Source organism: Pseudomonas sp. GW460-12-10-14-TSB1, assembly GCF_017349775.1.
Taxonomy (GTDB): domain Bacteria; phylum Pseudomonadota; class Gammaproteobacteria; order Pseudomonadales; family Pseudomonadaceae; genus Aquipseudomonas; species Aquipseudomonas piscium.
The window spans coordinates 1-12,898 of sequence record NZ_JACNAC010000097.1; the positions used below are offsets into that span (position 1 = coordinate 1).

The window sequence follows — 12,898 nt, forward strand, 5'->3', positions numbered from 1 at the left end:
CAGGTAACCCTTGACCGAATCACGCATCGGCAGCGTGTAGCTCTTCTGATAGAGGTAGGCGTAAACGCTGTCCTTGAGCACCATTTTCTGCGCGCTCTGGTACAGCTCGACGCGCTTGGCGGTATCGCTGGTAGCGGCTGCTTCGCGGATCAGTTTGTCGACTTCCGGGTTGCTGTAGAACGAGCGGTTGCCTTGCAGGCCTTGCATCTTGGAGTCGAACCAAAAGTTCATGAACATGTACGGGTCCGCGAAGTCCGGGCTCCAGGCCCCGACAGCGATGTCGTAGTCCGCCTGGCCGACGCGCTCGCGCAATGTCGCGTTGGCGAGTTTTTCCAGCTTGAGGTTGATGCCCAGTGGCGCCAATGCGGCTTGCAGAGTCAGGCCGATCGGTTCCCAGTTGGGATCCTTGTCCGAATACATGTAGCTGAGGTTGGTGATTTTCTGCGGTGCCTTGGCGAGGCTGTCCTTGGCGGCCGCCATGTCCTGCTTCATCGGCGACAGCGAGCTGTCATAAGCCCACATGCCGTCCGGGATCGGCCCGTTCATCAGCTTGGCTTTGTCCTTGAGGATGCCTTTGACTATGCCGTTGTAATCCACCGCTTCGGTTATCGCACGACGGGCATCGACGCTGGCCAGCGGGCCCTTTTTGTTGTTCAGGTACAGGTAGGTCACCCGCAACGACGGGAAATCCTTAACCACGACGCCCGGCTTGCTGGCGAGAGCGCCAAGCTGGTCTTCGGGCATGTCCTCGATGATGTCCAGGTCACCGCGTTCCAGCTGCAGGCGGCGCACGGAGGGTTCGCCGATGATCTTGATGACCACGGTTTTCAGTGCTGGTTTGGGGCCGGCGAAATAGGTGTTTGGCTCCATGGTCAACGACTGGCCTTTTTGCCAGTTGCTCAGGCGGAAGGGACCGGAGCCCGCGGTGTGGCTCGACAGCCAGGCGTTTACGTCCGGACTCTTGTTGAGCACATCGGGGTTGATGATCGAAGCACCGTTGTGGGCCAGGGTAAACAGGAACGGCGCGAAAGGCGTTTTCAGGGTGAAGCGGATGGTCTGCGGATCGACGACCGCCACCACCATGTCCTCCGGAAATGCGCCGGAAGGCCCTTGCTTGAGGGTCATCAAGCGATCAAAGGAAAACTTTACCGCTGCGGCATCTACCGGGGCGCCGTCATCGAATTTGTTGCCTGGTTTGATTTTGAACTCCCAGACCAGGCTGTCCGGGGAAACGGTCCAGCTCTCGGCCAGGTCGCCCTGCACTTCAGTGCTGCTTTTGTCGCCCTCGACCTTGTAGCCGACCAAGCGTTGATACGACGGATAAGTGATGGTCCAGTCGTTGTTATCAAAGGTCACGGCCGGGTCGAGGGTTTGCGGATCGGCGGGCTTGCCGATGACCAGCGTGTCTTGGGGTACAGCCGCCGTAGCGGCCTGCCAGGCTCCGAGGCTCAATGCACTGCACAAAACGCTCAGCAGCAGTTTGCCGGCGCCGGGAAAGGTTTTGCGGGTCACGGTGTTGATTGGGTTCATGCCGGTTTCCTTGATCATTCGATAGGGAAGTAGGTCAGGTTTTTTATAAAAGCTATAACCGGGCAGTTGCAGGTGAAACCTAAGTGATGCTGGTTTGTTGTTGTTATCAGCCGCAGTGAAAGTGGGCTGTGCAGTGTGCCTTTCGAAAACTCTCTGGTTTTTTCGGGGGCGGTGTCGCGGTTCGATTGGCTTGTAAAACCCGTGGCTTACTCGTCCTCCAGCAATGGGTAATCGTCGGCGTTCGGTAGTTCGTAATGCCACCACTCGGTGGGAATGGCCTGGAAACCCGCATCCAGCATGATCCCCAGCAGCAGCAGACGATTGCGTTGCACCTCTGCTGGCAAGTCGGGGTAGAACTGATGGGATTTTTCTTCCATCGCGTCGAATGCGGTGCCCATGTCCAGTGGCTCACCATCGGCGCCCACCAAGGTCAGATCCACCGCCACCCCACGGCTATGGTGGGAGCCCAAGTGCGGGTCACGCACGTAGTCGTTGTCTGGCAGCGCTTCCCACAACAGGAACTGGGCGTAGGGTGGCCGGTAAGCGTCGTAAATGCGCAGGGTAAACCCGGCCTGGCGCGCGAACTGGCTGGCTTTTTCCAGGCAAGTCGCAGCCTGACGGTGCAACCTGCAACGAGCATTCGGATAGATCACTTTTCCAGCCAGATTTTCTGCACTGGCGTAGATCAGGTCGATTTGCACCTGATAGCGCTGGGCATCAATCTCTACAAGGGGGCTGTTGTTCACGCAAACACTCCAGTTGGAATTCGGTGGGGCGATGGGATCAGCTCTCGAACTGACCGAAAGCTTTTTGCAATTGACGGTTCTTGGCCAAGCGCTCATCGAGGCGATCGCCGTATTTCTCCGCGACGGCCGATACGATGAGATTTAACAGGCAGGCCAAGGGTGCAAGGGAGTCCCAGAACTGCCCGACATCGGTTTTCAGTTGCAAGAGGTCAAGCGGGTAATCCCTGGCCCAGGGGCATTGCAGGTCTGTAATCAGGGCCAGTGGCAGGTCGTTGTCTACCGCCGCGTCGCAGAAGGTCTGGGTCACGCTGGAATAAGCACGGAAGTCCGAAATGATTGCGTAGGGATTGGCAAAGCCGGAGTTCAGGGTTTCTGCGTAGATTCCTGACAGGCCATCGACGTAGTAGACCTTGGGCCGAATGTATTCAAGGTGGCTATGAAACGCTGTGAGAATCCCGCGAGTGGACTGGATTCCGAGAATGAATACGGCATCAGCTTCGTAGATGCGCTGCACGATATCGGCAAAGGCACTGCTGCGCGCTAGGCCGTACACGTGCCGGATGGCCTCGATTTCGCGACTCATGGAGCGATCGAGAGCATCTTCCTGAGTGCTTTCGGCACGAAAGGCGCCGATGCGGTCGGTAATCAGCCACGAGGTGGGCGTTTCACCGCGCAGGCTCTGTTTGACTTCATCAATGTTCTGGTAGCCAAGGGACCGAAAAAAACGCCCCACAGAAATCCCAGTGGTGGAGGTTCGCTGCGCGATGCTATCGGCCGACTCGAACGGCAGTTGCTCCGGGTTACCCAGCAGATAGCTGGCGATGCGCTTGCCGGTAGGGGTCAGGCTGGAGAACTCTTGCTCCAGCAACTGTAAGAAGCTGTTTTTTTCCAAAGACATGGACGAGTCCCCGAACGGTGATTGTTATAGTCATGTCAATTTAATTCGATATGTTATGAAAATAACATTTGTCTTCAAGACAACACAATGCCTTTTTTTCAGCAGGTGCCCAGGGCGCGTCTGGCGATGCGTTGGCATGCCCTGGCCTTCGCTTGAGAGCCTCAGCATGCAACCACAACGGACAAGCGCAGCGAATCAGAGCGGCTCTGGAGCCTCAAGATAGGGCTGTATCATCAGAAATATCCGCCCTGCCCTCTGGGTAGCATCGAATGTAGGTAGGCGGAACCGAGCGATAAATTCGGCCAATCTGGATAGACAATCCCAAAATTGCGCCCAGTTCAAAATGTTATCCCTTATCTTCGCCGTTTTTTGCCTGAAGGAGTGGCGAGAAGTCGGCAAAATCGTCGAAAGCTCTGGAACATTCGGGAGCGTTCTTACCTGAAAAATGAAAAGAGATGGCTTTCATCACTAACCGGCCGCCTGAACTAACAGGGAAAATCTCGGTCAATTGAACGCAACAAAAAAGTTTAATGACGTCGTGCCTGCATTACCTGTCGTAGGTGTTTGGAGTGGGTATCGTCCTGCCACTTATAGTAACTCGAGCATTAACCCGAGAACCTAAGAAACAGAACTGTCCACCCCAGTTACTCTTGGTAATACTTTTCAAGATTGACGGCGATCAATTGTTATCAGAAAAATACTTGGCCGATCTGATGCGGTCATAACAGCTCGATTCAATTCTCAGGTAGAGGTGGCGTATGTATAGCGTCAAGAAAGCACCGAGCTTGGCAATAGTGGGTATCCTGATGGGTGGTTTTTTTCAATCATCCGTTCAGGCTGAAGGCATCGTTGGTTCGGCACTCAACGGTGCCGCCAATATCACCGGGGCGGCGCTGGGCGGGGCTGCCAATGTCACCGGGGCCGCGCTGGGCGGTGCGGCGAATGTCACTGGAACAGCACTCGGCGGCGCAGCAAACGTTACAGGGACAGCACTCGGTGGGGCCGCCAATGTGACCGGCACTGCACTCGGTGCTCCCAGATACAGTTCCGACGATGACTATGACCCGCCACCACCAAAGCATCGCCGCCATCAGCAACAGCGCTATTACCAGGATAATAACTAACAGCAGCAGCTGTCTTATCCAGGCCGGCCAGAAACTGATGTTTTGTTGTTGATGGCGGCAAGGGTTCAACAGGTAGCGGGAAATCTTTCAGAGGGCGATAGTGTTCACTTGTTTTTAAGTGGGCACTATCGCCCTCTTTTAGTGCAACCAATGCTCAGCGAAATACTCATCCGAAACAAAAGCTCATACGTAAAGGGTTACCGCCCATGGCTGATAACACCATTGCGGGCTTGTCTTTATTTATACTTTTATAGTTCGCGCCCTGGTATATGGCGGATCAACTTCGTAAATGCACTATAACTGGGCGCAGGCCCATCGCAGCTACCCCAACGGCAACACGCCGACGATGGACAAAACACACTTCTGACATCGCCCTGGTTGATTGCGCGGCACATCCTGGCGGCGCGCGCCCTCCCCCGATCCCGGATGCTGCCGGGTGCAACGAAGACTCGTACTTTCCTTATCACCAGTGCCAGCAAAGGCATCGGGCGTGCACTCGCGAACCAGACGGTGAAGCACGTTACCTGGCGAGAGCTGCCATGGGCAGGCTCGGTCAGCCGGATGAATACGCATTGCGCCATGGCTGAGGGCAGCACCATCAAGGTCCATAGGATATATGCCAGCCAGGGCTATATAACCCTTTGAGTGAGGTCAATCGTAAGTTCTCAAGCACCTTGTCCGCGAGGAGGACTACATTGCTTGTAGCGCTGGCTTCATTGCCCATCCTCAGGTGTTCGACGATGCATTCGGACATTTAACACCGGGTTGGACATATGCCCTCGGTGTGCGCGGGCCGCCTGGCAACCTGGGTGGTGAGCGTCGCGTCTGCCTTGCGGATCAGCTCCGTCGGAACCAGTGAACATCAGTCCTGTCCCGCCTCAAGGAGAGCATCATGAGTCGTGCAACCCCCATCAATCATTACCGCAACCTGGGCATCGTCGCCCACGTAGACGCGGGCAAGACCACCACGACCGAGCGGATCCTGTTCTACACGGGCCTGAGCCACAAGATGGGTGAGGTGCATGATGGCGCTGCCACCACCGACTGGATGGTGCAGGAACAGGAACGTGGTATCACCATTACTTCCGCTGCCGTGACCACCTTCTGGAAAGGTTCGCGCGGCCAATACGATGACAAGTACCGGGTCAACATTATCGACACCCCGGGCCACGTCGACTTCACCATTGAAGTGGAGCGTTCGCTGCGCGTACTCGACGGCGCGGTCGTGGTGTTCTGCGGTACCGCCGGTGTCGAGCCGCAGTCCGAAACCGTATGGCGCCAGGCCAACAAGTACGGCGTGCCACGGGTGGTCTACGTGAACAAGATGGACCGTGCCGGTGCCAACTTCCTGCGCGTGGTCGGCCAGATCAAGAGCCGCCTGGGCCACACCCCGGTTCCGGTCCAGTTGGCTATCGGCGCTGAAGACAGCTTCGCGGGTCAGGTCGATCTGATCAAGATGAAGGCGATCTACTGGAACGAGGACGACAAGGGCACCACCTATCGCGAGGAAGAAATTCCCGCCGATATGCTGGCGTTGGCCGAGGAGTGGCGCGCCAAGATGGTCGAAGCCGCCGCCGAAGCCAACGAAGAACTGATGAACAAGTACCTTGAGGGAGGTGAACTGACCGTCGACGAGATCAAGGCCGGCCTGCGCGCGCGCACCCTGGCCAGCGAGATCGTTCCGGCCGTCTGCGGTTCCTCGTTCAAGAACAAGGGCGTTCCGCTGGTGCTCGATGCCGTCATCGACTTCCTGCCGGCGCCGACCGAGATCCCGTCGATCAAGGGCCATCACCCGGACAGTACCGACGACAACGAAATCATCGACGAGCGTCACGCTGACGACAACGAGCCGTTCTCGTCCCTGGCGTTCAAGATCGCTACCGACCCGTTCGTGGGGACCCTGACCTTCATTCGTGTCTACTCGGGCTTCCTGAGCTCCGGCGACTCGGTGATCAACTCGGTCAAGGGCAAGAAGGAACGTGTGGGTCGCATGGTGCAAATGCATGCGAACCAGCGCGAGGAAATCAAGGAAGTCCGTGCCGGCGACATCGCGGCCCTGATCGGCATGAAGGACGTCACCACCGGTGACACCCTCTGCGATATCAACAAGCCGATCGTCCTGGAGCGTATGGACTTCCCTGAGCCGGTGATTTCGGTGGCGGTAGAGCCGAAAACCAAGGCTGACCAGGAGAAGATGGGGATCGCGCTGGGCAAGCTGGCCCAGGAAGACCCGTCGTTCCGCGTCAAGACCGACGAAGAAACCGGCCAGACCATCATTTCGGGCATGGGCGAGCTGCACCTGGACATCCTCGTTGACCGCATGAAGCGCGAGTTCAACGTCGAGGCCAACATCGGCAAGCCGCAGGTTTCCTATCGCGAGAAGATCACCGTCGGCTGTGAAATCGAAGGCAAGTTCGTGCGTCAATCCGGTGGTCGTGGCCAGTTCGGCCATTGCTGGATTCGTTTTGCTCCGGCTGACGTCGACGAAAAAGGCAATATCACTGAAGGCCTGGTGTTTGCCAACGAGGTGGTGGGTGGCGTGGTGCCGAAGGAATACATCCCGGCCATCCAGAAAGGTATCGAAGAGCAGATGAAGAACGGCATTGTCGCCGGTTATCCGCTGATCGGCCTCAAGGCGACTGTGTTCGATGGTTCCTACCACGACGTCGACTCTAACGAGATGGCGTTCAAGGTAGCGGCCTCCATGGCCACCAAGCAGCTGCGGGAAAAGGGCAAGGGTGTGGTGCTTGAGCCGATCATGCGGGTCGAGGTCGTCACTCCCGAGGACTACATGGGCGACGTGATGGGTGACCTGAACCGTCGTCGTGGCCTGATCCAGGGTATGGAAGACTCGGTCTCCGGCAAGATTGTCCGTGCCGAAGTGCCGCTGGGTGAAATGTTCGGTTATGCGACCGACGTCCGCTCCATGTCCCAGGGTCGCGCGAGCTACTCCATGGAGTTCTCCAAGTACGCCGAAGCGCCATTGAACATTGTCGAAACGCTGATCAAGTAACCAGGCCAGAACACCGAAGCCAGAGTGTCGCGAAAGATGCTCTGGCTTCGGCGTTTCTGATCTCGGGCGATGCCAGGTAGAGAATTACGCCTCATTAATCTGAAAACACGACATCTGTATTGAGCAGCAAACCCGCTTGCTATAGAACAGCTTGGCGGTATTTGTTCACGCAGTTTCGAACTCACTCCAAGGTGTCGAATATGACAATAAAAACCAGCAAACCCTTGATCGCCCCCCTGCTCCTCTCCCTTCTTATGTTGCCCTGGACCCCCGCCTCTGCCGAAGAGGCGGCCAGCCCAGCTTCCAACCTGCTGACTGCAGCGGTTGCCTGGAAGCAGACCGCGGCGGAGTTCGATGCGCTTTACTATCAAGGCTTCAACATTGCCAGGATGCGTCTGGATCAAGCCCTGCAGGCCCACAAGGAGGGTGATCGCCCGTTAGCCATCATCAGCGATGTCGACGACACCGTGCTGGGCAGCAACAGTTACTGGGGCTACATGATCAATTCGGGGAAAGAGTTTTTCGATGACAGCGCCTGGGACCAGTGGGTCGCCGACAATGGCCCGGTCGCCACGCCCGGTGCCCTGGAGTTCTTGAATTACGCACAGTCGAAGGGGGTCGAGGTGTTCTACGTCACCAGTCGCGACCAGGGCGAAAAAACCAAGGAATACGCCCTGGCCAACTTGCGCAAGAACCAGCTGCCTTTTGCCGATGAAAAACACCTGACGGTCTATCGCGACAGCTCCAACAAAGAGCCTCGGCAAACGGAAATCGCCAAGGACTATGAGGTGGTGGTCATGCTGGGCGACAACCTCAACGACTTCAAACGCAAGTACTACGTCGCGGACGTCAAGCAACGCAACAGCCTGATGAATGAAGACAAAGAGCAGTTCGGACGCAAGTTCATTCTCTTCCCGAACCCTACCGACGGGCACTGGCTCAAGGCGATTTTCGGTGACTCGGAACCACCGGCCACCGCGGAAAACCGCGCCAAGTTCAAGGCCGCGGCTGCATCGACGGCCTGGCAGCCGAAGCCGTAATCCCGGCTACCTGCCCTTTGCCCATTCAAGTCCGCCCTCCTCCCTCAGTATCTGCCCTTGGACACTAGAGCACTTGATCATTTCGAGCGTTCCTGGACATGAACAGGCTGGAGGCCAGGACAATGAATAGCGTTCCAAGGGCGCTGACAATGGCGGTAAGCGTCAGGGTCTGGGAGTAACCAAGGATGCCGCCGAGGATTCCGCTGCCGAGGTAGATGAACGGGTGCACACCACTGGTAACCAAGGTATCGATCGCCACGACCTTGCCCAGATCCTTCTCGGGGGCAAGCCTTTGCATGGCCGTCGCCCACCCCGTGAGCCATGAGGCTTCGACGATACCGACGAAGGTTGCCCCGAGAATCGCCATCCAGGCCGAACTTCCCAGACCGAGCAGTGCCATGGCGCCGGCTAGAAAAAGACCGCAGGTCACGGCAAGGCCGGGCAGTCGTTCATGGCCGGAGGCGAGAACCGTGACGATGGAGCCGATACAGGCACCCAATCCTGATGCGGCCAGGCACAGGCCCCACATGGATTCGCTGAAGCGCTCGCTGATGGCGTAAGGCGCAACGACCAGGAAGATCGGGAAACACAACACATTCACCACCAGCGTCGCGGCGAAACCCAGTAGCAGCATGGCGTTGCCGCTGATGAGGGTAATGCCCTTCAGCGCTTGGCCAATGGAAAATTCATCTTCAGGCGCATGCTCAGCCATATCGGGCAACTGCGCGGTATACAGGGCTGCGCAGAAGAACGTCAGGCCATCGATCAATATTCCCCATACCGGATCCCAGAGAATAATGAACACGCCGAGCGTTGCCGGAAACACCACGGCAACCAGGTTATCAACGAAGTTCATTGCAGCGTTTCCCGCCGCCAGGGCCTGCCTGGGCAGCAGATTGACCAGCAGGACCTGGGCACACGGACGGGAAACACCAATGCCGATACCAAAGATCAGATAGGCAACAAGCAGGCACCACCACACAGCGCCCGAGACGAGCAGCGCGACCGCGGCAAGCTGGGCAATGCCCCTTGCCGTATCGGTATGGATCAGCACCTGCTTCGCCGACTTTCGGTCTGCCAGCACGCCTCCGGCCAAGGCGCCTGTTACTGTCCCCAGGGCAACGGCGGCCATGACCAGGCCGAATACTTCCGCGCCAAAGCCGGCCCGGATAAGCGCTATCGGCAGCGCCGCCAGACAAATTGCGTCACCGGCCATCGACAGGCCCTGGCCAACGAGCAACTTGCGAAAAGACGAGACGCGCAACGCATCGTTGTAGGGTGATAAGCGATCGCCGATGGACCTCATAGGCCCCCTCCCTGAGGCTTATGTTTGCGCGACATTAAACCTGAGACTCCTTGCCCGGCACCAGCACAGGCGCACAGGGCTCGGGTCATATCGATCCTCGGTTCGTTGCCGACGCGCCTTGGACCTCCGCACCCTGGGTCGGAGCCGCGCCTTCGGCGGTCAGATCAGTTTCTGATCGATGCACGGCCCTGCTTCTTGCCTAGACCGCAATCGCCCCCGCCCGCCCCGACTCCACCACAAAGGACTTGAGGGTCGAGACGCTGGCATGCGGATCCCGGGGATCGGAAATGATCCGCAGGTGCGTCAGCATCTTCTGTTCTTCCAGCTCCACCGCCACATATCCCCTCCAGCGGTTCTCGAAAAACCTTACATGGGGATTGAGGGGCAGGATGGCGTTGAACGACTGGCCGTCGGAGGTGACCGAGGTGCCGACGAATTCGCTGGCGACGATCCGCGAGTCAGGGTCATGGGCCCGCGCATGCAGGTCCGTGACCCAGAACGAATGAATGTCGCCGCCCCAGAACACCGGGTTACTGGCTCGCCGGCGTTCGATGGACGCCAGCACGCGCTCGCGAGTCGCTCTGTAGCCGTCCCAACCGTCGGTCCAGGAGCCCAGCGCCTGGCTCGCCGGGACGTGCTGGAGCAGCGGCGCCACCAGCAGGTCCTGGGCGATCACATTCCATTGCGCCCGGGACTGGGCCAGGCCCTGGTCCAGCCAGGCCTCCTGCTCCCAGCCCAGCATGGTGCGCCTGGGGTTGCGCAAATCCAGGCAACTGTCTTCGGCGATATGCCCCTGATGGCTGCCATTGGGCGCAATGCAGGGTTGCTCGGAGCGGTACTGCCGGCCGTCCAGTACATGGAAGCGGGCCAGCCGGCCGAAGTCCAGGCGCCGGTAAATACGCATGTCCGCGCCCTTGGGCAGGCTGCGGGCGCGCAGTGGCATGTGCTCATAAAAAGCCTGATACGCCGCCGCCCGCCGCTTGAGGAACGCGCTTACCGGAGTCCCCGGATCCTGGGACCAGCGATTGGCGTAGTCGTTTTGCACTTCGTGATCGTCCCAGGTCGCCACGCTGGGCGTGCTGGCGTGGAGCATTTGCAAGTCGGGATCGGTCTTGTACTGGGCATATCGGTTGCGATACCCCGCCAAGTCCAGCGCTTCGTCACTGCTATGGGGGCGAATGATCTTGCCGGAGTCGGGCGCATAGGATTTTTCGTAAATGTAATCGCCGAGGAAAAACACCAGGTCAGGCTGTTCCGCGGCCAAGTGGCGGTAGGCACTGAAGTAGCCGCGCTCCCAGTGAGAACAGGAGACAAAACCCAGCCGTGCCGACGCCATCGCGTGCAGCGGCGGAGCCGTGCGCGACTGCCCTGTCGGACTCTGCGCCCCGAGGCTTTCAAACTGGTACCAATAGGGCCGCCCCGCCTCCAACCCCGCGACCTCGACGTGGACGGAATGGGCGAAACGCTCAGTGGCCGTGACCACGCCTTGTTTCACGATCCGCCTCATCGCCGCGTCACTGGCCACCCGCCAGCGCACCGGTACCGCGCGGCTCAAGCCGCCACGCCCATCGGCCGCGTTGAACAGTGGCGCCAGGCGGGTCCAGATGACAAAACCATCCGGCAGCGGATCGCCGGAGGCCACGCCCAGGGTGAAGGGATAGTCGATGCCGGCACTGCGGGCGAAGGGGCTGAGGATCGAAAAAGCCGTCGCCACCGCCAGGCCCGACAGCACCCGGCGACGGTCGAGATCTACCGGTTTGCTGAGGTCGTCGCTCATGACGCGGGCCGCCAATCGGCACGCAACAGCCCGTACAACAACATGTCCTCATGAATCCCGTTCTTGAGGAAGGCTCCTTTCATGCAGCCTTCGTAACCCAGGCCGATTTTTTCCATCACCCGGGCCGAACCTTTATTACGGGCGAAACACTGACTGCCGACGCGATGCAGCGCCAGTTCGGTAAAGCCGAACGCCATGATTACGCCGGCCGCTTCGGCGGCGTAGCCCTGGTTACGGCAGTGAGCGGCGGTCCAACCGCCCAGATGACCGCTGCGATGAGCCGCGGACAACCTGAGGCTGATCACACCGATCAATTCGTCGCTATGGCGCAGATGAACGCCCAGCGCCAGGGATTGCCCGGAACGGAAATTCTCCTCCTGGCCATCGATAAAAGTCAGCGCCGTTTCCAGGGTGTAAGGCGATGGAATCGCGGCGGTGTTGTCAGCGATCTCCGGCCCGTTGGCCAGCTCGGACAGTGTCTCGGCCTGGTGCTTTTGCAGCGCTTTCAACGCCAGTCGCGGGGTGAATAAAGAAGGAAGTGCAGCGCTCATGTCGGGGTGCTCGCCGGATAAATTCGCCAAAGTGCACCCCCGTCATGTCAGTTTCATGACGGTCAAAAAAGACTGCAAGATCTTCTACAGACCCCGTCCTAGACACCTAAAAGCTTAAATTAAAGTTAACCATTCGGTCATTTTCCGTTGCTAGCGTGTCGCCCCTAATCAACGACGGGGTAACGGAATGAGAACCTGGGACGAACCGAAAAAACGCAAGGCGCACATCGAACTGATCCCGATGATCGACGTGATGATGTTCCTCTTGGTGTTTTTCGTACTGGTGAGCCTGAACGTGATTCCGGCACTGGGCATGAAGACCCAGTTGCCCAGCGCCAGCAGTTCGCAACAGCTCAAGCCGCAGAACAAGTTCATCCTCACCCTGGGCCTGGAAGGCCAGCTGCAGCTCGATGGCAAGGACCTCAGCGTCGAAGCCTTGGTGCCGGCGCTCAAGGCCGCGCAAAAGCCTGACAGCAAGTCGACCATCATCGTCAACAGCGACAAGGGCGTGGAAGTGTCGCGCCTGGTCGAGGTCATGGACACCCTGCGCCTGGGTGGCTTTACCTCGGTGTCCATCGCCACGCGTAAGTCCTGATCATGTACGCCCTGTTTCGTGCGCGTCAGCTGCTGGGCAGCGTCCCGGCCCTGATCGCCCTGGTGCTGATCGCACTGGGTATCCAGTCGCAAACCCTGAAAGTGCAGCCGGTGTATGACGAGTCGGCGGTCGAAATCGCCCTGGTCGAACCAGAGCCGCAAGTGGCTCCCGAGCCCGTGGTGGAACAGGAGCCACCGCCGCCGGTCATCGAAGACGAAGAGGCCGAGCCGGCCCCTCCACCGCCACCGCCCAAGCCACAGCCACAACCGAAACCTGAACCCAAGCCAAAGCCGCAGCCCAAGCCAACCCCCGTGGCTG

Annotated in this window: 10 protein-coding genes and 1 pseudogene; 5 read left to right on the top strand and 6 right to left on the bottom strand. The window is 58.7% G+C overall.

Features of this window, described 5'->3' with window-relative positions:
- The 3 genes from J4D52_RS29720 to J4D52_RS29730 all read right to left on the bottom strand — a co-directional run.
- A partial coding sequence (locus tag J4D52_RS29720) for an ABC transporter substrate-binding protein (protein ID WP_207272217.1) occupies positions 1-1,530 on the bottom strand: 1,530 nt, incomplete at its 3' end.
- A 206-nt stretch (positions 1,531-1,736) separates the two neighbouring features.
- A complete protein-coding gene (gene ddpX / locus J4D52_RS29725; RefSeq protein ID WP_025808883.1) occupies positions 1,737-2,276 on the bottom strand; it encodes a D-alanyl-D-alanine dipeptidase in 540 nt (179 codons plus the stop codon).
- A gap of 37 nt (positions 2,277-2,313) precedes the next feature.
- Complete coding sequence (locus tag J4D52_RS29730) at positions 2,314-3,174, bottom strand: MurR/RpiR family transcriptional regulator (protein ID WP_053279163.1); 861 nt, start codon at positions 3,172-3,174, stop codon at positions 2,314-2,316.
- Between the two features lie 758 nt (positions 3,175-3,932).
- Between J4D52_RS29730 and J4D52_RS29735 the strand changes: the two genes are divergently transcribed.
- The 3 genes from J4D52_RS29735 (at position 3,933) to J4D52_RS29745 (ending at position 8,351) form a co-directional block, all read left to right on the top strand.
- Positions 3,933-4,298 carry a hypothetical protein gene (locus J4D52_RS29735; protein ID WP_124302936.1) on the top strand — a complete coding sequence of 122 codons (366 nt, stop codon included), beginning with the start codon at positions 3,933-3,935 and terminating at the stop codon, positions 4,296-4,298.
- Between the two features lie 892 nt (positions 4,299-5,190).
- The gene (gene fusA / locus J4D52_RS29740) at positions 5,191-7,311 is read left to right on the top strand and encodes an elongation factor G (RefSeq protein WP_063430821.1); all 2,121 of its coding nucleotides are present in this window, start codon (positions 5,191-5,193) and stop codon (positions 7,309-7,311) included.
- Positions 7,312-7,511: 200 nt separating this feature from the next.
- Positions 7,512-8,351 (top strand): 5'-nucleotidase, lipoprotein e(P4) family, encoded by an 840-nt coding sequence (locus J4D52_RS29745; protein WP_063430823.1) that lies wholly within the window; start codon positions 7,512-7,514, stop codon positions 8,349-8,351.
- Between the two features lie 64 nt (positions 8,352-8,415).
- Here the strand turns inward: J4D52_RS29745 and J4D52_RS29750 are convergent, their stop codons facing one another.
- The 3 genes from J4D52_RS29750 to J4D52_RS29760 form a co-directional block, all read right to left on the bottom strand.
- On the bottom strand, positions 8,416-9,657 hold the full coding sequence (locus tag J4D52_RS29750; protein ID WP_063430825.1) for an MFS transporter: 1,242 nt from the start codon (positions 9,655-9,657) through the stop codon (positions 8,416-8,418).
- Positions 9,658-9,856: 199 nt separating this feature from the next.
- Positions 9,857-11,434: an alkaline phosphatase gene (locus J4D52_RS29755; protein WP_063430937.1), complete on the bottom strand. Its 1,578-nt coding sequence runs from the start codon at positions 11,432-11,434 to the stop codon at positions 9,857-9,859.
- Positions 11,431-11,985 (bottom strand): GNAT family N-acetyltransferase, encoded by a 555-nt coding sequence (locus J4D52_RS29760; RefSeq protein WP_063430827.1) that lies wholly within the window; start codon positions 11,983-11,985, stop codon positions 11,431-11,433. The genes J4D52_RS29755 and J4D52_RS29760 overlap by 4 nt, the downstream gene beginning before the upstream one ends.
- 187 nt (positions 11,986-12,172) lie before the next feature.
- On the opposite strand from J4D52_RS29760, the gene J4D52_RS29765 reads away from it, so the two are divergent.
- Together J4D52_RS29765 and J4D52_RS29770 are read left to right on the top strand one after the other, a co-directional pair.
- Positions 12,173-12,580 carry a biopolymer transporter ExbD gene (locus J4D52_RS29765; RefSeq protein WP_007925526.1) on the top strand — a complete coding sequence of 136 codons (408 nt, stop codon included), beginning with the start codon at positions 12,173-12,175 and terminating at the stop codon, positions 12,578-12,580.
- A gap of 2 nt (positions 12,581-12,582) precedes the next feature.
- Positions 12,583-12,898 (top strand): annotated as a pseudogene (locus tag J4D52_RS29770) (energy transducer TonB); the annotation flags it as partial.